Below are 22,011 nucleotides of genomic sequence, written 5' to 3' on the forward strand. Positions count from 1 at the left end.
ATAATTCGGATAATGAATCCGATTTTTCAAAAAGGTAATACAGAAATAGAAAGGAGCGGAAAGACATAGTAAATTCATGGGGAAGACCAAAAATACAAATCCCAAAAACAAAAAGTGAATGGGTTGGAGATATCATTGGATATTCATTGTTCTTTGGATCAATCATTTTTTTGATTATTATTTGGGGAAGATTACCCGAGGAAGTACCCGCACATTATAACGCATATGGGGATGTAGATCGCTGGGGATCAAAGTGGCAACTTTTGCTTCTGCCATTAATAGGAGCTTTCATACTCCTATTAATGCAAACTTTAGAAAAGTTTCCAGAAGTTCATAACTACCCACAAAGATTGAATGAATCAAATGCTAAGCAGTTTTATTTGAATAGTAGAAAAATGCTAAACCAATTAAAAAATGTCTGTTTACTTATCTTTGCTTTCATCCAATTTGAAACAATTTCAATCGCTTTAAATTGGAGCGGCGGTTTTGGAAAATTATTTTTACCGATATTGTTAATTGGTACAGTTATTCCAATTGTAATAGGAATAATAAGGCAACGAAAAATTTCATAATAGAAACAGGAGGCTAATCCAATTAGCCTCCCTCCTCATTATTTATCTTCTAGCAATAATGCTTTCATTTCCTCTAACGACTCTTTCGTAAAGCCAAGTGCTTTTTCAGCATACGCTTCAACTGAACCGTATTGCTTTTTCACTTCATCAATCGCAGCTTGTAAATATTCAGCGCGCGCTTCAAACATCGCACCTAATATCGCTCTACTTTCATCGTTTTGAAGTTTTGCACCTAAAAAGGCCATCATTTTTTCATTTAACTTTTCACGGAAACCGTTACTTAGTAAATAGTCTTCCATTACTGTTTTTTCCGGTACACCTAGTAAAAGTAATAATAGTGCTGATCCGAATCCAGTACGGTCTTTTCCAGCTGTACAGTGGTTTACTAACGGTAAGTTTTCTGGGTTTTGCGCTAAGTTTAAGAAGCTCACGAATGCTTCATTACCACTTACGAAATCTTGATTCATTTTCACAAGGTACTCGCCTGGTTTCCCTAACATAGAAAGGTCACCAACTTGGAAAAATTCATTTATGTTCAAGTCTTTCGCCAAGTCTTGCATAACTGGTAAGCATACTTGACGAGCACCTGTAATTTCTGGATTCGGCTTATGCTTCACTTCAAAGTCTGTACGGTAGTCACAAATTAACTTTAAGCCAGACTTTTGTAAATAGTCTATATCCCACTCTGTTAGTCCTGCTAATTCTTCAGAACGGTACAACTTGCCCCATTTTACTTTACGACCTTCAGTCGTTTCATATCCTCCCATATCACGGAAGTTAAACGCGCCTTTTAATGGTAATCTACGCTCAGCTACTGTCACTGCTTGTCCATTACTTCCAACTAGTCTAAAATATGGACGCTCATTTTCACTCGGGTTTACAAGTGTACATGATGATTTTCCATTTACCGTTGCAAGTAATTCTCCCGTTTCTTCAATATGATCTGGTGAAGTACTCCAATAAATGCGAACTTCTTCTATATTATTTTCCCATTTTATATGTAACGTATTGTCTTCATTTCTTTCTACAGTTGCTTGTAACCAATTTCTTTGCTGCTCCATTCTTTCACCAACGCTTTCTCATATAATCGAATCTTTCTCTATTGTATTATAGGAATATCTATTTTGTCGTTCTCATTTTTCTTTTTATCTTACAAATAGGCAAGAAGTTCTTTTACTTGTTCATAAGTTGTACACGGATTCCCGCTAAATAAGTTCAAGATAGTACTCCTAAAACTTCCTCACATATCGCTCAGTGGAACTAAGCAGCTGACATCCATTCTTCCCAAAAACATCCTTCATCCACTCATTTTGTACATTTGTCTCGCCAATATAATAAGATGCACCTATTTCTTTTAAGACAAACATTGCCCCTGTAAAGAATGCTGCTTCATACCCTTTATTTCGCATATTTGGAGCCACTGCGAAATACATTAGTTTTCCTTCTTCTAACGTCCCCTTTTCAATATGCGGGATTACAATCCCTATCGGCTCTTCATCGATACTCGCTGTTAAACAATGTTCTTTCCATTGCTCACCAATTTCTTGTAGCATCATATTTACAAATTGATCATAAGTGACTTGTTCTTCTGTCATCTCGTTCCAAAGAGAATAAAAAGCTTCTTCTCCTACTTCTTCAATAAGCTTAAAATTAATATCACTTTCTACATCTTCTACTTCATATATATCCTTAAACACAATCATGTTTTCAGTAGCATATTCAAATGAATACGTTTCGAAACATTTCTTATACACATCATAATTTGGGCTTTTTGAAGAAATTTCAAAATGCAAGTTTTCTATTCCCTCTTTTTCAGCCTCAGCAACGCAATATTGCATTATTTCCTTTAATTTCTCTTCTGTAAAAGGCTCTGCATTATTTTCTTTTATTATTATAGAAGAAGCATTTCTTCTTATTTTAAAATGTTTTTCTAACTGTTCTATAGTCATCATATACTTCCCTCATCTATATCATACTAGAATTTCTACTTGTTCTCCTTGCATGAGCAGGATTGTCCTTGAATATATAGAATACTAGAAAACATTGCATCTTTAAAGTGCGGAGGAGGTTCTCCATTGGATATTACAGCATTGCAACAACAGTTAGAGCTTATACAACAAAATGACTATACGCAACTGCAACATATAGATTTGAATGAGTTAACGCTCAATATGCTTCAGTATATCGGAACAACTGATAGTTACGTTCGTTACCAACTTATATATAAATGTTTTGCACATTTCATTCATCATGAATTCCTTATGGATGATCAACTGAAATTACTTCTACAAACTTGTTTAAGTGATGAGTATTTATATTATGACATTTACTCCCCACATACAGATGGGGTTTTCACACGTTCTTACACTGTTTCATTAATTGCGCTAATACTCCAATTCGCTAACTCGCACTACTTTTTCACAGAGGAGGACATTGAAGAAATAAAAAACAAACTCATTTCATATACAAACTTAGAAACGGATTTTCGAGGCTATATTGAAAATAAAGGATGGGCTCATTGTCTTGCCCACGTATCAGATGCCTTTACTGAAATTGTTCACAATTCCTATACGACCTTTGAGTGGTATGAAGAATTAATTCATTGTTTATTAAATAAAATTTTTATCCCATCGGATCTATTTCATAATAATGAAGATGAACGAATTGTTACACCGTTACTATCGATGCTATATCATGATTTTCCCCAAGATGAGTTAATTTCAATTATTTATAAAAAAATAAAAAGGCTTCCTCAAATTAGAAAACGCCTTTCACTTAATGAGTATTGTATATTATGTGCCAACATTAAAACCTTTTTACGCACATTATTTTTCAGAACGAAAGATGATCATAACTTAGCCTATACAGCACGTAAAACAGAAAGAATGTTAAAAGAACTTCCTAACTATTATTAAAAGCAAGGAGAAATAACATGGGTTATATTGAAGACATGAGAAATTTAGTAGGAAATCATCCACTTATTTTAATAGGTTCACACGCCATTATATTAAATGAGAACAATGAAATATTACTGCAGCTCCGTACAGATTTTAACCGCTGGGGTATTATTGGCGGAGCCTTAGAATATAACGAAACGTTAGAAGACGCTTTAAAGCGAGAAGTATATGAGGAAACTGGACTTTTCATCAAAAATCCAGAACTATTCCGTACATACTCAGGACCAGATTTCTTTCAAATCTATCCAAACGGCGATCAAGTACACGGTGTACTCGTTGTTTATATTTGCCGCGAATTCAATGGTGAACTTGTATGCGACCAAACAGAATCGAAAGAACTACGCTTCTTTCCGCTAGATGCGTTACCTAGTAATCTTCCTCCTGTTATTGATAGAATTATTAAGGAGTTTCAGCACTCCAATTAAAAAACATTACATAGTGTATATAGAAATAAAACAACCTCATTTCCCGTCATGATAACGCGAAATGAGGTTGTTATCGTTCACCGTAAATCCCTATTCCCCCAAAAATAACCAAATGATATTAACGTTCACTTTCTACAGCTGTATATCCCCTTACAAATAAGAGTGTTATATAAGAAGTAATGAATGAAAAAATAGTATACATGCCCACCCAAAAGAAAAATGATGGATCATACAATGTAACATTTAACATAAGAAAAATAAGAAATATTACCATTGGCATCACATAAAATGCACCTAATTTATATGTCCCAGCTATTGAAAAAATACAAATAAGCAATGGATATATACAGAAAATAAAAATGAATTCACTCACTGTTATGTCCCCCTTTCTGAAGAAATAATAGGTTTCTCGTAAACATTTGGGGGAACAACAAAGTTTTATTTTTTATCAGTTATTAATAAATATAATGTTAGATTGTTATCTCAATCTGGTTTCCTTCAAGGTCACTTACTACACTTTCATAGTAACCATCCCCTGTAGTACGCGGGCCATTTAACACAGCGTACCCTGCTTCACTTAATGTATTGGTTAATTCATTCACTTTTTCTTTACTACCTACAGAAAAAGCAATATGCGCATATCCTATTGTTTGTGTTTGTGTATTATCGTCTATCCCTACTTGCCTCATAAGTTCTAGACGCGCTCCACCTTCAAAAGTTATAAAATAAGATTCAAACTGCTTTTTCGGATTGTGATATAAGCTATTTTCTTCACCACCGAAGTACTGTTTATAGAAATCACGCATACCTTCTAAATCATTTACCCAAATTGCTACATGTTCAATTTTCATAATCGACACCTTTTCTTTCACAGGATTCAACCAACAATTTGATATTTAATTTTCTTTGCTTGCTCTTATAATCATCAGATCAAGTCCAAGGCTTTTTAATCCATATAAATAATCTTCTTTCCAATCGCTCACTGTTATTTTCGGAATATGTTCCGCTGGAATGTACTTCGGACAAGTTTTTACAATTTGATCTATTACAAATTGGTTCACTTCATCATCACAAAAGATAAAGGCATGCGGGTTAATAATAGCTATACATGTAGCTATTAAACGAGTAATAGCATCTATATTATATTGCTCTGGATTATTTGAATCTCTTACTGCATCTTCACTTCTCAAAGATTGTAAGAAGTTTTTATTATCATACTGTGGAACGAAAGATATCTCCCCTGAGAAAAAGGTACTCCCTCGTACCACATCTCCATTTATCATAATTCCCGCCCCTGGGCCGTTTTGACCTGAATACAAATATACAAGAGATGATTTATCATTATTTCCAGTATTTTTATAATAGCCAAGGACTGCGGCATTCATATCATTTTCTATTACTACAGGTATAGAAAACAGATTCTCCAAATGACTTTTCAAATTAAAATTTTGGAACTTTTCATAACCAGGTATATAAAAAATACGACCATTATCAACCGAACCAGGCACACCAATTGATATAGAGCTTATTTTCGGGAATGTAGCTATAAGACTTTCAATATGTTTAGATAATAGATTTACGCCAGTATCAATTAATACACTTGAAGTACTTCCTTGTTCTTTTACTTCCCCTAAACAGTTAAAAATGGTATAGTTTGTTTCATTTTTCTCTAAAAATATCGCTAATCCTAACATATATTCCGGATTATACGCATATCGTTTCGCTCTTCTTCCGCCACTTGAATCATCTAAACCGACTAAAGTGACTTCACCATCTTGTTTCATATTTTCTATAAATTTACTTATCGTTGGAAAACTAATTTCTAATGTATTACTAAGTTCAACTTTCGTCGCACTTCCTTGCTCTAGAAGAGCCGTACGAATGCCGCGAAGGATCGTCTCTTTAATCGATTTTTGAGTAACAAATTGTTCACTCAAATCGCTCACCACCTTAATCAACATACTTATTAAACACTTTTAATAAGTTGCGTTGACAATATATCATACATCATTTTCTAAAGCAATAGAGATGATATATTTCCGCTGCATGCAATCCTTATTTAGCTCGGTGTATTCTCTCTTGTAATAGACGATACAATTCCAGACAAAAGAACAAATAATAAAACAGCTAGCAAGGCATTACGTATTCCGAATGCTTCCCCAAGTATCCCTAAAAATGGTGGTCCGACTAAAAAGGCTGTATAACCAATGATAGAAACTGCAGCAACATTAGAAGTCGCGTTTTCACGGTCATCTCCAGCAGCTGACAGACCAATTGGGAACCCTAGCGCTGCACCAATCCCCCACAGTACTACGCCAAATGCTAGAAAATACGAATTACTCTCAAATATTACGATTGAAATTCCTAGAATCGCCATCATAATAGTGGCACGTACGACAGCGACACGACCGAATCGATCAAGGAAATAGCTGCTACACATACGAGTTAACGTCATTGCTAATACAAAAATTGCGTACATAATAGAACCTGCCACTATACTTTGCTCATGTCCATCTACCATCACGATAGGTAGCCAATCATTTGCACTACCTTCTGCAAATGCCATTCCAAGCACAAAAAGACCAATTAAAAGCACCTTTTTTTCCATACGTAAGGAAGTACGCTTCTCTCTCCTTTTGTTCCGCGATTTCTCCTTCTTTCCTGTTCCATGCGGAAGAAAACGATACACCATACATACAAGTAATAGAAACATGACCGAAATCACAAGAAACTGATACAGAATCGGGATGTGAAGCGACGCTGCGACAGAACCACTGAGCGCGCCTACTAAAGTTCCTACACTAAAAAAGCCATGGAATTTCGGAAGAAGAGTTGTTCCTAATTTCTGCTCAATGGAAGAACCTTCTACATTCAATGCGACTTCCGCCAATCCGTAGCCTACTCCAAATACTAGTAAGCTACTAAAAGCCCCCATACTAGAAACAAAATAAATATTTATACCTAAACAAATCAATCCAACAATCATAAAAAACATACTGCCTATAATAACGTCTCTAGCTCCCTTACAGTCAATGAAGCGGCTTGCACTCAGTAAACCAATTATTGAACCAACAGATAGTCCGAACAAAATCCAACCCATTTCTGCATTTGACACTGCTAACATATCTCGAGTAGCTGCTGTTCTTGAAATCCATGTAGCAAACGCGACACCTGGCAAAGCAAATAAGAGAAAAAGAGCGTTTCGAGGGGCAAGTAATGTCTTTGTATGATTGTCCACACTATATTTCTCCATATGAAACACCTTTCAAATTGTCTATACGATAAGACACCAGTTTATTCATATACCCGTAAAAAACGATTTCTATAAGTCTATCGTTTTAATAACTTTAGCTGGATTACCACCAACAACTACATTATGAGGTACATCTTTTGTCACAACTGCCCCTGAGGCAATTACAGCGTTGTCTCCAATTGAAATACCAGGGTTAATTATAGCTCCCCCGCCAACCCAAACGTTGTTACCAATCTTTACAGGCTTTCCATATTCTTTACCAGAATTCCGTTCCACCGGATGTAAAGGATGAGTGGCCGTATAAATATGGACACCTGGTGCAAACATACAATTATCACCGATTCGTACTTCACAAACGTCCAAAATCACACAATTAAAATTTGCGAAAAAGCTCTTTCCAACATGGATATTGTAGCCGTAATCACAACGAAAATCAGGATTAATTTGGGCTTTCCCATCAGCTGAAGAACCTAAAAGCTGATTTAATAATGTAAAACGTTTTTCATCTCCTGTCTCCATCGCCTCGTTATAAAGGCGTGTTAAACGTTTTGCCTCCACCCTATCAGCCACTAATTCTTCATCCTCCGCAACATACATTTCTCCCGCTAACATCTTTTCTTTCTCTGTTTTCATACAATCCTCTCCCTCGTTATAGAATGAATTACACTTATTAAACGACTTTAATAAGTGACTTTAATTATACTTATTAAACGACTTTAATAAGTGACTTTAATTATACTTATTAAACAAGTTTAATAAGTATCCCTATATTAGCATATTTTTTAATATGTGCAACTAATAAGTTTTGAAAGGAAATGTGAATTCTTACTTCACCTAATGATATTACTTGGTGACATTTAACTAATATAATGATTTATCCATTGTTTTTCATTAAAACCGTTGAGACTCATCGTTACATGAAATCCTCTCCTTTAGGCGCTATACTATATGTTTATTAATGAGCAAACCAATATGCAAATCAAGTGTTAATAAAAAAGAGATTGACCCAAAAGTAGCTGAATAACTACTTGGGTTAATCTCTTTCATTTATTATCCTTATTTAACTCTTGAATAAGATCCCTTTTTCCTATTCTATTAGCAAAAGGTATAAAAATAATAAGGACTATTCCGAACATCCCCGCTATTACCGTTACGATAAGTTTGAAATCAAAAAATAAAGATGTACGATCTATTATACTTACCATATAGGTTAATAATATTCCTATAACAGCCCCTAGTACGATTCCAATAAGTACATATAAATTAACTTGTATCAAAATAACTTGTACAATCCCCTTTTTCTTAACTGTTATTGCTCGTAAAATAGCAAACTCTTTTCTTTTAGATTGAATATTATTTATAAGTGTATTGCATACCCCTAATGTTACACTAAACAAAATTACTACAATAACAACGATGAAGATGGACCACCTTTGCTGAAACATTAAATTAGATTGCTTTAACGATTGAGTATAACTACTTATTTTTAATTGTGGATATTGGCCTTTCAATTTCTTTAATTGCTCCAACGTCTCTCTCTCATTATTTGAACTAATAAATGCACGCTCAAAGGCTGTATAATCTTGTTTATATGTTACATTCCTCCAATCCATGAGTACCGCAGGAGAATTCGGTAGCTCATTAACAATTAACCCAATTTCCACCTTACTAGTCGGTCTAACTTTTTGTTCCTGTTCTGAAAATAGCCCCAATTGAACGATATCACCTACATGAAGTTTATACCGCTCCGCTAACTCTTTTGTAACAATTATACTATTCTCCAAATTTGCTGGTACTTCTGACAGTAACCCTTGCTTTTCCATTTCTTTCAAATCACCTAAATTATAGTCAAAAGTAATATAATTTTTACCTTGCTTTAATTCTGCCAGTGAGTTCGTACTAATTGTACTTGCTCCTTTTACACTACTTATTTCTTTAAATACATTTTGTATATGAGATGAGGTAATTGTTGAATCATTATTCAAACGATTTTCCACAACAATATGTGTTGGAAATTCGCGTTTTAAATATCTTTCATTATTTTTTTGCATCGTTTTAAATATAGTGGAGCCGAAGACAACTATCACCATCATTGTACTTATCATTAAGATAACAAATGTATTTTTCCTTACTTGCGGAATTACATTTTTAATAGCAACAAATGTATTCCTTCCAAATATTTTTTTCATCATAGGTAGACATACTATTAATATCGAAGAAAGATAAGTAGGAAATAAAATATATACTCCTAAAACGAGAAATATAGATCCTATTAATATCACTATCGCCTGCGTATCTCCAGTATTTGCTACAAAGCCACCTAAAACAGTTAAAAACATGCTACTAATTAAAAGGAATTTCCCCATAGTGCTACGTGTTTTTTTATTAGAAAAGTCGGATTCTTCATTTTCGCGCATAAGCTTTACTGGCAATAATTTCGAACTTCTGTATGAAGGATATAACATAAACAATTCAATAAAAAAGATACTACAAATCATTGTTACAATTGCTATTTTATAGTCGAAACTCATTAAATTCATTTGAAAAGCAAATAAATGCTCTAGCCAACTTTGTAAAAAACTGTTACTTATTACAGCTAGTAACAAACCAAATATTCCACCAAAGAAATTAATTACACTACATTGAATAAATATAACTTTAAACATTTGTTTCGTTGTTGCTCCCATTGATCGCATAATAGCAAATTGACTTTTATATTTATATAAAAACACTTCAAAATTAGATATCAATAATAACGCAGTAATAATAAGTATTAATATAGATAAAACGATTATAAAAATATGTAATGATGCTAAGTTCCTTTTTAAAAACTCGTCTTCCTCCGCAATATCGATTCTTAATTCTTTGTCTATTTTATGAATTTGACTAGATAATGCTAGTACATCTGCATTCGCATTCGCTTTTATCAACACATAAGTAGCCTCATTGTGTTTACCTGTTTTTTCATATACGTGCTGTTTCACTGCACCTTCCGATAAAATGAGTATATCTGGAGCTAAACCTCCAGCTTCTATATCAGCTAACACTTCTTTTACTACATAGGATTTATTTTCTATTTCAATCTTTTCCCCAACTTTTACTTGTAAAGTTTCCGCTAATCCATGATTTAATGTTACTTCTTCATTTGATAGATTTTTAGAGAAGTGATATCGACTTTTCGATAACGAATCATTTTGAACGCCTACTGTATAAATAGCGGTATTCAATTTATTCACTTGCAAATGATTTACTAATACTTTTGATATGTATTCAATATTTTTTTGTTCTTTAATATTTTGTAGTAAAGATTTATCCATCAACTTATTTTGATCAGGGTTATATCCAACTGATAAATCCATATCTCCATATACATTTTTCACTTCATTTATAACAGACTGTTTCGCATGACTCGAAAATACAACCATCGTAACAATTAGAGAAACAGCCAACATAACGCTAACGATAGAGGAAATAGCAGTATATTTATTTGTCTTAAAAAAGCGTAAACTTAATCCTCGTACTGATTTTATCATTTTGATTTCTCCAGTAATTTTTTAAATTTATCTAAAATGATATTCATATCATTTACTCCATGAGTACACGTATAATCATCAACATTTTCTCCATCATGAAAGAAGTGAACCCGATCTGCATACGTAGCAATGTGAGGATCATGAGTAACAAGAATCATACTTTGATTGAATCTTTGTTTCATATCGACTAGTACTCGTAAAATATCATTAGACGTATTGAAATCTAAATTTCCAGTAGGTTCATCTGCAAGAACAATTGGAGGAGATGTTATTAATGCCCTACCAATTGCAACACGTTGTTGTTGTCCCCCAGAAAGCTGAACTGGTCGATGATTTCTCCAATTTACTAAACCAAGAACATCTAATATTTTATTTGTTTTTTCTCGTATCTCTTCTTCTGAATCAGTTGATAATATGAGGGGTAACGCAATATTTTCTTCTACAGATAAATCCTTTAATAAATGAAATGACTGAAATATAAATCCTATGTTATCCCGCCTGTACTCCGTTGCGAATGGTTCAACAAACATATTTTTAGGGACTTCACCATTTACATATACGACTCCCTCATCAGGTTTGTCTAAAGCACCCAGTATGTTAAGTAATGTACTCTTCCCAGACCCACTCGTTCCCATTACGGCAAGGAGTTCTCCTTTATTTAACTCCAAAGATACATTTTGTAAGGCTCTAACATTTGTATCTACACTCTCATAAGTCTTACTTAAACCTTGAACTGCTAACACAATTTCACTCATCTTTATTCACCTCAACATGATTAAATGTTATTTCCTCCATCAGATTAACTTGAATTAAAATTTTTTCTCTTAGATTACTAGTTGGTACAATTTCTGTTCCTATTTGAACTAGCAACATTTTTAATTCGAGAATTGTAACCATTTCTATCCCTCCCTCAATCTATATTGGTAACAAATTTAAATTTCGTTCGATTTTTTTATAAAAAAATAAGGGAACGCTCAGCGTCCCCTCTCAAATCCAATCCGTTTTTTTATTTCTGCTAAATTTACCCTCGCGATTTTTCTTGCCCGCTCAGCACCTTTTTCTAACGCTTCATATAATAAATTTGGCTCATTCATATACATAGCGTATTTCTCCCGAGGTCCTGCTAATTCGCGGTCTACAACGCGAAACAACTCTTTTTTCATATCGCCCCATCCGATTCCAGTTTCATACTTTTCGCGCATCGACTGTATTTCATCTTCCGTCGCAAATTCTTTATATATCATAAATAGCGTTTCTAGTTCTTTCGGTTCATTCGGAAGTGAGGAGTCTGTTTTGATTTTAAATATTAACTTTCGTAGTTTTTCTTGTTCTGCAAATAATGGGATCACATTTCCGTAACTTTTACTCATCTTCCTTCCATCAAGACCAGGTAAAATGGCACCTTCTTCTTGTATGACATAATCCGGAAGCGTAAATGTTATGCCGAATGTATGATTAAAATACGACGCAATATCACGGGCAATTTCAATATGTTGAATTTGGTCTTTCCCGACTGGTACATGAGTAGCTTGAAATAATAATATGTCAGCTGCCATTAAAATCGGGTACGTATATAATCCCATATTCACTCCAGCATCTACCTCTAACCCTGCTTCTTTATTTTGCTCTACTTTCGCTTTATACGCATGAGCACGGTTCATAAGACCTTTCGGAGTTAGACAAGCTAATATCCAAGCTAGTTCTAAAATCTCTGGCACTTCTGTTTGTCGGTAAAAAATAACATCTTCTCCAAGTCCGAGTGATAACCAAGTAGCTGCTACCTCTTTCGTATAACTACTGAACTTTTCTGAATCATGCACAGCATTTAACGCATGATAATCCGCTATAAAATACAATGCGTTTCCTTCATTATTCTTTGACATTTGCAGCGCAGGTTTAATCGCACCAATATAATTTCCTAAATGCGGATAACCAGTTGGCTTAATTCCTGTTAACATTATTTTTTCACTCACACTAACCCCTCCTTTCTCAAAATAAAAAAGCCCCTCATCCTTAAAAAGGACGAGAGACTCCCGCGGTACCACCTTAATTAGCTATCATTAATACCTCACTTCAACTTCTTAACGTGAAGTAACCGTCTTTACCTACTCATTTCAGTTAGAAGCTCCAGAGCCCATTCCATATTCATCCCTTACTGATTTCCACCACATATCAGCTCTCTGAAAAGTTTTGAATATGTACTCTTCTCTTTCATTGCTTTTTAGTTATTTTTTACAGTTTATCACATTCCCTTTCCAATTAAACCCTAATTTTCTGTTTTATATAGCAGGAATTTTCACCTTGATTGTCTAATAATATATAGGTTTGCAGAAATACTCGAAACAACTTTGGAGGTTTTTTCATGGTAAAATATATATCCATTTTAGGTTCAACGGGATCCATTGGCACATCTGCATTAGATGTCGTTTCCGCTCATCCTGAACATTTTAAAATCGTCGGTTTAACCGCAAATTATAATATCGATCTTCTCGAAAAGCAAATCGAATCGTTTCAGCCTCGTATTGTAAGCGTAGCGACAAGAGAATTAGCGGACACATTGCGTTCTCGTATTTCAACAAATACAAAAATTACATATGGAACTGATGGTTTAATTGAAGTATCTACCCATCCTGATACAAATCTTGTATTAAGTTCAGTTGTCGGTGTTTCAGGTTTACTCCCAACAATTGAAGCATTAAAGGCGAAGAAAGATATCGCCATCGCTAACAAAGAAACTTTAGTTGCAGCTGGACATATCGTAACCGAACTAGCGAAACAAAACGGATGCCGCCTAATTCCAGTCGATAGTGAACATTCAGCTATTTTCCAGTGTTTAAATGGGGAAAATAATAAGGAAATCGAAAAATTAATTGTTACAGCTTCTGGCGGCGCTTTTCGTGATAAAACACGTGAAGAAATGAAAACATTACAAGCGAAGGATGCTTTAAAACACCCAAACTGGTTAATGGGGGCAAAACTAACGATAGATTCTGCCACGTTAATGAATAAAGGGTTTGAAGTGATGGAAGCTAAGTGGCTATTCGATATTCCTTATGAAAAAATTAATGTTATGATTCATAAAGAAAGTATCATTCACTCTTTAGTAGAGTTTATTGATGGATCAGTCATGGCACAGCTCGGTGCCCCTGATATGAGAATGCCGATTCAATATGCATTTCACTACCCTACTCGACTACCTTCATCCTATGAAAAATTAAATTTATTAGAAATTGGTAGTTTGCATTTTGAAAAACCAAATTTAGAGAAGTTCCCCTGTCTACAATACGCATTTGAATGTGGCAAAATTGGCGGTACAACTCCAGCTGTATTAAATGCAGCGAACGAAATTGCAAATGCACTATTTCTTAAAAATGAAATTGCATTTTTCGATATTGAAAAAACAATTTACAATACAGTTGAAGCTCATCATAATGTAAAAGATCCTTCACTCGATGCTATATTAGAAGCTGATCAATGGGCACGCCAATACGCAAATCAATTATTAATAAAAAAGAGCTAAAACAGTTTTATCTGTTTTAGCTCTTTTTTTACGTATTCAACTTAACAAATCTATAACTATGCGTTACTAACACTTTTAATATCGCATATCCTGGAATTGCTAAAATAATCCCCATAATTCCAAATAAATTTCCGGCAGTTAAAATAATAAAAATGATAGTAATCGGGTGAATATCTAGCTTTTTCCCCATGACTTGCGGAGAAATAAATTTACCTTCTGCTAATTGTACGACCATCATTACAATAATTACTTTTAACACCATTGATGGCGAGTCAATAAATGCGATAATTAATGCTGGTGTAATTGCAATGATTGGTCCTACGTACGGAACGATATTTACAATCATTGCTAAAATAGCGAGTAATACCGCATATTTAATACCAATAATAAGGTAACCGATTAATAGCATAATACCGATAAACAAGCTAACGATAATTTGCCCTCTAATATACGAGCTAATCGCATAATGCATATCATCTAGTATTCTCATCGCTGCTGGTTGTCTTTGCTCTGAAATAAACTTTAAAAAGTGGTTCGGTAATTGTTCACCATCTTTTAAAAGATAGAACAATATAAAAGGAACCATTACAAACGTTAAAACGACCTCTGTAACAGTACTTAAAAATCCAGTTACATTTCCAGTTACTGATGATAACGACTTCGTAAAATCAACTGTGTAGTCTTTTACCATACTCGCTACATCAATATTTAAATTCTCCTGAATTTTCCCTAGTAAATTACTTTCCCCGAATCTACGTGCCGCTCGTTCAATTTCATGACCGAAATACGGTAAGTTATCTATTAATGCATCAATTTGATCTTTAATAATCGGGATTACTGTTACAACTAAAAACACAAATAATCCTAGTACTATTATATATATAGAAGCGATTGATACGATTCTTGAAACGCCTTTCTTTTCTAAAAGCGAAACGAATGGATGTAAAATATAAAATAGTACACCTGCTAATAATACAGGGAAGAAAATTGTTTTTAAAAAGACGATAAACGGAGTAAATACAAAAGAAATTTTCGTTAGCAATAATATGTTAATAAACAATAACGCAAATCCAAGTAACACAGCTAAATAATTTTGTTCTCTAAAAAACTTTTTCAACTTATCTCTTTTTCTTATATTTACTTTTTCCAATGAAACCACCTCTTCGAATGATGAAAAGCCCTTATTCAGGGCTCTTCATCATAATCTATATCATTATTTTCTTGCAGCTTTCACTACAAATGATACAATAAGAATTAATACGATTGCTCCTAATAATGCTGGCACGACATGAATCCCACCAAATGATGGCCCAAAAGATCCAAATAATCTACCACCTAACGAAGCACCTAATAAACCTGCGATAATATTTCCAAACATACCACCCGGAAAATTTTTACCCGTTATAGAACCTGCAATTGCACCTATAATAGCACCAACTATTAATGTGATAATCCATCCCATCTTTAGTCCTCCATTTCTATTATGGTGTATTTCTTTTTGATACTAAATTATTATGTAACTATTATAATTATTATATCCAATAAAGAAAAATCTTGTCAAATCTATGAAAATAAAGCTTACAAGGAGGTTTTTACCGAGTGATTCAAAAATTAATAACAACTTCTCACAAAACCGCTACTTCTATTTTAAGCATTCAAATACCAGCTTATGAAATCGAGGCACAATATATAAATAGTACAGCTATCCCTCGCCTTTATGATACTGTAGCCGATATTCGATCATGTGATGAAATTTTCTACGGCTATTTTTATGAAGATACACTTGCCGGGTTTATTTCTTTTAAAATGGATGAAGAGGAAGTTGATATTCATCGTTTAGTAGTATCCCCCGATCATTTTCATAAAGGAATCGCTACAAAACTACTACTTTATGTATTTGACATGTTCTCCCCTTCACAAACATATATTGTACAAACAGGGAAAGAAAATACACCTGCTCTGTCTTTATATAAAAAACATGGATTTATTAAAATAAATGATATTATATTATCCGATGGAGTGGTTTTAACCTCACTAAAAAATCAGAAAACATCAAATAGTTTGACTTGTCGATTTATTTGTGTTATCTTTTACTTTATAAAACCTTTTGCTGAGTCCAAAATTTGGAGCGGGGGAACCATTTTTGTAGCCATGCTACTTGGGGCGAATCTTTTTTAAGTAGGGAAACTCTCACTTCCCGAGTCCGACAGCTAACCTCGTAAGCGTAATGGGAGAGGAAGGTGCTTTTTGCCTATGTTACACAGTGTACCTCCTTAATTATAAATATGGGATCGATACCAATAGACACCTATATTTATAGAAAAGGAGACATGTATAATGTTACGTTTATCTGATCACGCAATAAAAATGATGGAGCAAAGACTTCGACTCGAACAACATCGCACATATCAAGCAAATAAAGTTGTAGATAACTTACATCACAAATACTTCTTTCAGCATATTTTTCAACCGAAAAGATAAAGAGAAAAACACAAGGAATGTCTATACAGACATTCCTTGTGTTTTTTATATTCCTTATAATATTCTCACTACATTTAAACTTGCCGTAATCGCACCTGCTATAGTGGTCACATGCCCTACACCTAATGGACCGTTTTGTAATATTAATGTTGAATTGGCACTCGTTACATTCACAAGAAGCGTATTTGAAATGGCAGGTTCGATTACTACAGTTACTGTCGTTACGTTTTGTATAAAACTCCCTGCTAGTTGCGTCCCATTTAATAGTAGTCTGACAGATACCGTCTCATTCCCACCAGTCGCGTCCCCTTGGAAATAATAGCTTACTAAATATATTCCTGGGGTGGATACTGTGACAGTTGTAGCACTAGTTAAAGATACTCCTGTTCCATATACTGTAGATCCTGAATTAATTGGAATGTTGGCATTGGCTGCAATTGTACTTGTTGAAGTAGAAAAGAAATAGCCGCCACCTGTTGATATTGCAGATGATCCAGTTGCTCCTGTTAAACCGGTTGGGCCCGTGACACCTGTTGGGCCTGTTGGTCCCCCAGGTGGACCGGGTGGGCCAGATGGACCAGTCACTCCACTAGATGGACCAATTGGACCGGTTGTTCCCGTCGGAGCACCCGGAGGTCCTTCTGGTCCTTGTATACCAATACTCCCTGTTGCTCCTGTTATCCCTCGTACTCCTTTTGCTCCTTGAAAACCAGTGGATCCGTTTATTCCTTGTATGCCTTGAACACCTTGTGGACCTTGAGGGCCTATTACACCTGTTATCCCCTTTATTCCGCTTATACCTTGAGGTCCTTGTATTCCAGTAGAACCAGTTGGACCTATTACACCTTGTATCCCTTGATCACCTTGGTGTCCTTGCTCTCCAGTAATTCCTTGTATTCCTTGGGGACCTTCTTCTCCTTGTATACCTGTAGTTCCATCCTCCCCTTGTATTCCTTGCGCTCCTTGAGGACCTTGAGGACCTATTACACCTGTAATACCACCTTCACCTATCACACCTTGCATTCCTTGTGCTCCCGTTTGTCCTCTTTCTCCAATTTCCCCTTGTATCCCCGGGGAACCTTGTATACCTTGACTACCAGCAGGGCCTGTAATCCCTTGTATTCCTTCCAGTCCTTGTAATCCAATATCACCAACAGGACCTTGCTCTCCAATTAATCCTTGAGGACCTTGTAAACCAACCGGACCTGTAATTCCTTGCTCTCCAGTATCACCAACGGCACCTTGTATTCCTTGAGCTCCTGTTGTCCCTCGCGGACCTTGTATTCCCTCGATACCTTGGGGGCCTTGTGGACCAGTTGCTCCTCTAGGTCCAGTAATTCCCGGAGGACCGACCGGACCTTCATGCCCTCCAGTTGGACCTACAGGGCCACTATTACCTGTTGGACCAGTTGCACCTATAAGCGGAAGAGGCAGTGCCACTCCGAATTTTTTGCAATTTTTATGATGATGCACAACAATCCCCCTTCCCTAAAATCATTACACCTTTTATATGAAATGCATTTTTATATGAAAAGTACACCTCTGACTTCATTTTTTTAAAAATAAAGAAGCCCATCATTTCATGTATTTGAAATGATAGGCTTCTTTTTATAAAACACTTTACTTCCTCGCCTTAATAATAAAAGTAGTTGGCACCACTCTAGCTTTATATAACGAATAATATTTCGTAGACGGCTCAGCTAATTCTTCATCAAACGCGCTAGATGGTTCAGGTTCTTCTATTCTCTCAATTGTAAATCCCGCTCTATTTAACTCATTTATGTATGTACTCATTTTTCTTTTATATAACGTTGCTTGTACATGTTCCCCTTTAAATGTTTCAAACGTAATAGGAGTTTCCTCATGATAAGACGAGCTTAAAGCAATCTCCTCTGTTCCATACATTAAGTTTGAATATATGGGATGTTCCCAGCTAAATATAAAACTTCCTCCTGGCTTTACATATGAATAAATTAGTTCCAACGTTTTTCTTAAGTTCGAAGTCCAACCTAATGCATAAATGGAATATACAATATCAAAATATTCTTTCGGAATATCTCCTTCTTCTTCCATCGCTCCGCATACTAACTTTGGATTCCAACACTTTAACGTTTCATTCGCTGTTTTAATTTGTTCACTTGAAAGATCAAGCCCCCATACTTCCTCTGCCCCGTGCTCTGCCATATATTGCAACGAATGCCCACTTCCACACCCAATATCAAGAACCTTTTTATTTCTGATTGAATCTAACAAATGAATCTCATCTTCAGACGCTGTATACGGACCATATTTCGGTAAACAATCCACTTGAAAGAAATAAGGTGCAACTGTATCCCAACACTTTTTATTTAAAGCTAACATTTGTGTACTTTCCATATCCTTCATTCCCCCATCCTATTTTCTTCCCCTAATATTAATTACACATCATAACCCGATCTCCCTTTTCTCTTCGCCCGGTAATTTTTCACTTTCGCGATCGTTCCGCACGCTCTTCCTCCTTCTTCTCCAGCATACATACCACACCATCTTTTGCTTCCATTTCGCGAATGATCATAAAATACCCAGCGACAATCTGGACATGCTTTTAACCTTCCCCACAAATTTTCTCGAATTGACATTAACACAATGCTTAAGACTTTTGTATATACATTCTCTTCGTGCACAGGCCTATATGTAATACCTTTCATATCTTCCTTTACCTGTACATGAAATGGGTATTTCTCTAACCATTTTTGCAATGATCCTTCGCCTTCAATTGCCACCCGAATATCTTCTCGAAAACTTTTTAATTCCTCTATCGTATGAAAAGGGAGCTCTTCATGAAAATATTCTTTCATAAAGAGCTTTATATCTTCTTCTGTTTGCAGCAAATCAATTGGCTCTCTCGTATCGTTTGGTACTTTCCATGTATTTAAAAATTCCCGAATATATTCTAATTCATTTGGTGCGTTCTGATTCAATTCCATTCACCTTCTTCTTAAAATTTACTTTTTTCTGACTTTATGTATAATTATAATATACATAAAGTTAACCATCAAACTTTTTTACTGGTTACAATATTAGGAGGAGTTTTATGAAAAGTTTCTCAATACCGATACGTTTCATGCTTATTTCTTCATTTTTTATGTCTTTTGGATATTTTGCAGTATACGCATTTTTAGCTATTTATCTATTAACCTTTCTCCATTTTTCAGCTGTTCAAGTAGGAACAGTGTTGACGGTTATGACAATCACATCAAGAGTTATCCCATTATTTTCAGGATTAATTGCTGACAAAATCGGCTATATCATTATGATGATAGCCGGATTATTTTTAAGAGGAATCGGATTTATCGCTTTAGGAATATGTTCTGATTTCTATACAATTTCTATTTCCTCTGCACTTATTGGCTTCGGAACTGCATTTTACGAACCTGCTGCTCGCGCCATATTCGGCTCACAACCAGCTCATATGAGAAAAAATTTATTTACATATTTAAACCTTAGTTTTAATTGCGGTGCAATAATCGGACCAATTGCAGGAGGGTTCTTACTTTTACTCGATCCAATCTACACTTTCTCTCTAACAGGATCTCTTATGCTGTTATTCGCTTTTATCTTTTACTTACTTAAAAATCACTTCCAAGTCACTACTGAAAACACGTCTATTACATTAGGGATACAAGCTATCTTACAAAACAAATCTTTCCTTTTGTTTTCATTTATTATGATTTTCTTCTATATTATGTTTACTCAGCTTACTGTCGCACTTCCACTTCATATGAAAAACATTAGTAATAGCAACCAGCTTGCTACACTAGTTATTACGATAAATGCAATAACAGGCGTCATATTTATGGTATTATTCCGAAAACTATTTCATAAATACAACACACTTTCGATTATTAAATACGGTGTTTTATTAATGAGTATTTCCTTTTTACTCATTCCTTTATTTCAACACCCATATTGGCTATTTATTTGTGTAATTTTATTTACAATCGGTGAAACACTCGTATTACCTAACGCTGATATCGCTATTGCAAATTACAGTAACGAATCATATACAGCTACTTACTTCGGATTTTATCAACTATCACTCGCATTTGGTTTTATCATTGGTAATTATACCGGTACATCTTTTACATCCAACTTAAACGGAATGTATACGCCATGGCTTATTTTCGGCGGAATAGGACTTATTGGTTTTATTTCACTCCATAATATTAAAAAAGGGACCTCTAAAGAGGATATATACCTATGTAATGAGACGAAACATCTTTAACACATTACAATTGAAATGGTACCTTTAGACAAGCAACCTATAATAAAAAGATTCGACCATCATATTTGACAGTCGAATCTTTTTATTTTTCATATTCAAGATGATTATGTCTTTTACAACCAAATAAATAGCAACCCCCTAAATGATAAGTTTCAAATTCTAACCCTGGAACATATCCAGATTTGATACGTTCTATCATTGTTTTATAACAATTATTCTCTTCTGTATATTCCTCAATTAACTCTGTCTTATCTTTTTCTGTCCAGTTTTCTTCTACTTCTTCATTCTGAACATCTTCTATTTCTGATGTTTTCGCTTCGATAGATTCCTGTATAACTTCATTTATACGGGAGAAATTATTAGCTTTATATAGAGCATACACAAACCTACTAATCCAGTTAGGACTTTTCCAAACTTCTTTGTATCCCTTTTCGAACCATTCAATTGCTTCGTTATAGCAATTCAACTCAACATATAAATCTGCTACATGAATTTCTCCTAAAAAATTATCAGCTTTCCTGTTAAAAGCATCTAACTTCTCTTTCGCTTCTGTCGTTCGCCCTAAATCAATTAAACATTTTACATAGCTATACATTATATAGTCCGAATCCTCTGCAACTCGCAAGAAAAATTCCGAAGCTTTTTCTAACTCTCCAAGGTTATAATGCGCTACAGCTACATTGTGAAATGCTTCATTGGATGGTTGCATCGAAATAGACTTTTGTAATACTTCTTTCGCTTCTTCCCATTTTTCTTGTTTCGTGTAAATTTCCCCTAAGATGTTATAAGGGAAGTATGAGGACGGATCTAACTTAACAACTTCTTTTATTAATTCCAGAGCTTTATCGTCATTTTCTTCCTCATAAAAGTACATCCAAGCAAGATTATTGAGAGATTGTACACCTCTAGATTCATGTACTGCTAGGTGAAACAGTTTCATTGCTTCCACATATTCATTTTGTTCAAACATTTCAATTGCCTTCTCGTTAATGTTCAAGTAACTACC

General features: G+C 34.7%; 23 protein-coding genes, 1 pseudogene, 1 riboswitch and 1 other annotated feature. Of the genes and pseudogenes, 7 read left to right on the forward strand and 17 right to left on the reverse strand.

The annotated features are described in order from the left end of the window. Positions 1-146: 146 nt before the first annotated feature. Positions 147-572, forward strand: coding sequence for a DUF1648 domain-containing protein (locus FS802_RS13585; protein WP_000464977.1), 426 nt, complete (start codon positions 147-149; stop codon positions 570-572). 38 nt (positions 573-610) lie between these two features. Here FS802_RS13585 and FS802_RS13590 read toward each other — a convergent pair whose 3' ends face one another. Both FS802_RS13590 and FS802_RS13595 read right to left on the reverse strand, forming a co-directional pair. Further along, a complete protein-coding gene (locus FS802_RS13590) occupies positions 611-1,633 on the reverse strand; it encodes a tyrosine-protein phosphatase (RefSeq protein ID WP_098653435.1) in 1,023 nt (340 codons plus the stop codon). 168 nt (positions 1,634-1,801) lie between these two features. Next, entirely contained in the window at positions 1,802-2,524 is a 723-nt protein-coding gene (locus FS802_RS13595; protein ID WP_000988268.1) for a GNAT family N-acetyltransferase, read from the reverse strand. Positions 2,525-2,647: 123 nt separating this feature from the next. Here FS802_RS13595 and FS802_RS13600 point away from each other — a divergent pair, with 123 nt between their 5' ends. Further along, a complete protein-coding gene (locus FS802_RS13600) occupies positions 2,648-3,487 on the forward strand; it encodes a DUF2785 domain-containing protein (protein WP_088047134.1) in 840 nt (279 codons plus the stop codon). 17 nt (positions 3,488-3,504) lie between these two features. Continuing rightward, positions 3,505-3,954, forward strand: coding sequence for an NUDIX hydrolase (locus FS802_RS13605; protein ID WP_000540474.1), 450 nt, complete (start codon positions 3,505-3,507; stop codon positions 3,952-3,954). A gap of 118 nt (positions 3,955-4,072) precedes the next feature. Here FS802_RS13605 and FS802_RS13610 read toward each other — a convergent pair whose 3' ends face one another. The 9 genes from FS802_RS13610 to FS802_RS13645 all read right to left on the reverse strand — a co-directional run bounded on the left by FS802_RS13610 (position 4,073) and on the right by FS802_RS13645 (position 12,713). Beyond that, positions 4,073-4,327 carry a YbeF family protein gene (locus FS802_RS13610; protein WP_001288566.1) on the reverse strand — a complete coding sequence of 85 codons (255 nt, stop codon included), beginning with the start codon at positions 4,325-4,327 and terminating at the stop codon, positions 4,073-4,075. A 97-nt stretch (positions 4,328-4,424) separates the two neighbouring features. Next, complete coding sequence (locus FS802_RS13615; protein ID WP_064475867.1) at positions 4,425-4,805, reverse strand: VOC family protein; 381 nt, start codon at positions 4,803-4,805, stop codon at positions 4,425-4,427. A 45-nt stretch (positions 4,806-4,850) separates the two neighbouring features. Continuing rightward, on the reverse strand, positions 4,851-5,891 hold the full coding sequence (locus tag FS802_RS13620) for an ROK family transcriptional regulator (protein ID WP_000003034.1): 1,041 nt from the start codon (positions 5,889-5,891) through the stop codon (positions 4,851-4,853). A gap of 122 nt (positions 5,892-6,013) precedes the next feature. Further along, positions 6,014-7,207, reverse strand: coding sequence for an MFS transporter (locus tag FS802_RS13625; RefSeq protein WP_098653434.1), 1,194 nt, complete (start codon positions 7,205-7,207; stop codon positions 6,014-6,016). Between the two features lie 69 nt (positions 7,208-7,276). Further along, a complete protein-coding gene (locus FS802_RS13630; RefSeq protein WP_048560029.1) occupies positions 7,277-7,840 on the reverse strand; it encodes a maltose O-acetyltransferase in 564 nt (187 codons plus the stop codon). A gap of 410 nt (positions 7,841-8,250) precedes the next feature. Continuing rightward, positions 8,251-10,740, reverse strand: a complete 2,490-nt coding sequence (locus FS802_RS13635; RefSeq protein ID WP_098653433.1) for an FtsX-like permease family protein — start codon at positions 10,738-10,740, stop codon at positions 8,251-8,253. Then, entirely contained in the window at positions 10,737-11,495 is a 759-nt protein-coding gene (locus FS802_RS13640; RefSeq protein WP_144525094.1) for an ABC transporter ATP-binding protein, read from the reverse strand. The genes FS802_RS13635 and FS802_RS13640 overlap by 4 nt, the downstream gene beginning before the upstream one ends. After that, positions 11,488-11,637, reverse strand: coding sequence for a hypothetical protein (locus FS802_RS31065; protein ID WP_098199700.1), 150 nt, complete (start codon positions 11,635-11,637; stop codon positions 11,488-11,490). The genes FS802_RS13640 and FS802_RS31065 overlap by 8 nt, the downstream gene beginning before the upstream one ends. A 77-nt stretch (positions 11,638-11,714) precedes the next feature. Then, entirely contained in the window at positions 11,715-12,713 is a 999-nt protein-coding gene (locus tag FS802_RS13645) for a tryptophan--tRNA ligase (protein ID WP_098653432.1), read from the reverse strand. A 42-nt stretch (positions 12,714-12,755) separates the two neighbouring features. Continuing rightward, positions 12,756-12,964: a binding site (T-box leader), on the reverse strand. A gap of 138 nt (positions 12,965-13,102) precedes the next feature. Here FS802_RS13645 and FS802_RS13650 point away from each other — a divergent pair. Further along, the gene (locus FS802_RS13650) at positions 13,103-14,260 is read left to right on the forward strand and encodes a 1-deoxy-D-xylulose-5-phosphate reductoisomerase (RefSeq protein ID WP_098707664.1); all 1,158 of its coding nucleotides are present in this window, start codon (positions 13,103-13,105) and stop codon (positions 14,258-14,260) included. A gap of 28 nt (positions 14,261-14,288) precedes the next feature. On the opposite strand, the gene FS802_RS13655 is transcribed toward FS802_RS13650, so the two are convergent. Further along, entirely contained in the window at positions 14,289-15,410 is a 1,122-nt protein-coding gene (locus FS802_RS13655; protein WP_141545931.1) for an AI-2E family transporter, read from the reverse strand. 63 nt (positions 15,411-15,473) lie between these two features. Then, positions 15,474-15,722 (reverse strand): GlsB/YeaQ/YmgE family stress response membrane protein, encoded by a 249-nt coding sequence (locus FS802_RS13660; RefSeq protein ID WP_000539721.1) that lies wholly within the window; start codon positions 15,720-15,722, stop codon positions 15,474-15,476. Positions 15,723-15,859: 137 nt separating this feature from the next. Between FS802_RS13660 and FS802_RS13665 the strand changes: the two are divergent. Further along, positions 15,860-16,315 (forward strand): annotated as a pseudogene (locus FS802_RS13665) (GNAT family N-acetyltransferase); the annotation flags it as partial. Between the two features lie 43 nt (positions 16,316-16,358). After that, a riboswitch (cyclic di-AMP (ydaO/yuaA leader) is annotated at positions 16,359-16,501 on the forward strand. 96 nt (positions 16,502-16,597) lie between these two features. Then, complete coding sequence (locus tag FS802_RS31070; protein ID WP_000945246.1) at positions 16,598-16,741, forward strand: hypothetical protein; 144 nt, start codon at positions 16,598-16,600, stop codon at positions 16,739-16,741. Positions 16,742-16,795: 54 nt separating this feature from the next. Here FS802_RS31070 and FS802_RS13670 read toward each other — a convergent pair whose 3' ends face one another. From FS802_RS13670 to FS802_RS13680, 3 genes are all read right to left on the reverse strand, one after another. Then, positions 16,796-18,214, reverse strand: coding sequence for a BclA C-terminal domain-containing protein (locus tag FS802_RS13670; protein WP_098707666.1), 1,419 nt, complete (start codon positions 18,212-18,214; stop codon positions 16,796-16,798). Positions 18,215-18,361: 147 nt separating this feature from the next. Next, complete coding sequence (locus tag FS802_RS13675; protein ID WP_000446400.1) at positions 18,362-19,117, reverse strand: class I SAM-dependent methyltransferase; 756 nt, start codon at positions 19,115-19,117, stop codon at positions 18,362-18,364. A 41-nt stretch (positions 19,118-19,158) separates the two neighbouring features. Further along, positions 19,159-19,701 carry a CGNR zinc finger domain-containing protein gene (locus FS802_RS13680; RefSeq protein WP_141545932.1) on the reverse strand — a complete coding sequence of 181 codons (543 nt, stop codon included), beginning with the start codon at positions 19,699-19,701 and terminating at the stop codon, positions 19,159-19,161. Positions 19,702-19,814: 113 nt separating this feature from the next. Between FS802_RS13680 and FS802_RS13685 the strand changes: the two genes are divergently transcribed. Beyond that, positions 19,815-21,005 carry an MDR family MFS transporter gene (locus tag FS802_RS13685; protein ID WP_098707667.1) on the forward strand — a complete coding sequence of 397 codons (1,191 nt, stop codon included), beginning with the start codon at positions 19,815-19,817 and terminating at the stop codon, positions 21,003-21,005. Positions 21,006-21,087: 82 nt separating this feature from the next. Here the strand turns inward: FS802_RS13685 and FS802_RS13690 are convergent, their stop codons facing one another. After that, entirely contained in the window at positions 21,088-22,002 is a 915-nt protein-coding gene (locus FS802_RS13690; protein WP_098707668.1) for a tetratricopeptide repeat protein, read from the reverse strand. Positions 22,003-22,011: the final 9 nt, after the last annotated feature.

Source organism: Bacillus sp. DE0042, from assembly GCF_007680225.1.
Classification (GTDB): domain Bacteria; phylum Bacillota; class Bacilli; order Bacillales; family Bacillaceae_G; genus Bacillus_A; species Bacillus_A wiedmannii.

Excerpts from the sequence above, each read along its gene's own strand:
- FS802_RS13590 (WP_098653435.1), bottom strand. The coding sequence starts at position 1,633 with ATGGAGCAGCAAAGAAATTGGTTACAAGCAACTGTAGAAAGAAATGAA.
- FS802_RS13595 (WP_000988268.1), bottom strand. The coding sequence starts at position 2,524 with ATGATGACTATAGAACAGTTAGAAAAACATTTTAAAATAAGAAGAAAT.
- FS802_RS13605 (WP_000540474.1), top strand. The coding sequence starts at position 3,505 with ATGGGTTATATTGAAGACATGAGAAATTTAGTAGGAAATCATCCACTT.
- FS802_RS13615 (WP_064475867.1), bottom strand. The coding sequence starts at position 4,805 with ATGAAAATTGAACATGTAGCAATTTGGGTAAATGATTTAGAAGGTATG.
- FS802_RS13625 (WP_098653434.1), bottom strand. The coding sequence starts at position 7,207 with ATGGAGAAATATAGTGTGGACAATCATACAAAGACATTACTTGCCCCT.
- FS802_RS13630 (WP_048560029.1), bottom strand. The coding sequence starts at position 7,840 with ATGAAAACAGAGAAAGAAAAGATGTTAGCGGGAGAAATGTATGTTGCG.
- FS802_RS13635 (WP_098653433.1), bottom strand. The coding sequence starts at position 10,740 with ATGATAAAATCAGTACGAGGATTAAGTTTACGCTTTTTTAAGACAAAT.
- FS802_RS13640 (WP_144525094.1), bottom strand. The coding sequence starts at position 11,495 with ATGAGTGAAATTGTGTTAGCAGTTCAAGGTTTAAGTAAGACTTATGAG.
- FS802_RS31065 (WP_098199700.1), bottom strand. The coding sequence starts at position 11,637 with ATGGTTACAATTCTCGAATTAAAAATGTTGCTAGTTCAAATAGGAACA.
- FS802_RS13650 (WP_098707664.1), top strand. The coding sequence starts at position 13,103 with ATGGTAAAATATATATCCATTTTAGGTTCAACGGGATCCATTGGCACA.
- FS802_RS13660 (WP_000539721.1), bottom strand. The coding sequence starts at position 15,722 with ATGGGATGGATTATCACATTAATAGTTGGTGCTATTATAGGTGCAATT.
- FS802_RS31070 (WP_000945246.1), top strand. The coding sequence starts at position 16,598 with ATGTTACGTTTATCTGATCACGCAATAAAAATGATGGAGCAAAGACTT.
- FS802_RS13675 (WP_000446400.1), bottom strand. The coding sequence starts at position 19,117 with ATGGAAAGTACACAAATGTTAGCTTTAAATAAAAAGTGTTGGGATACA.
- FS802_RS13685 (WP_098707667.1), top strand. The coding sequence starts at position 19,815 with ATGAAAAGTTTCTCAATACCGATACGTTTCATGCTTATTTCTTCATTT.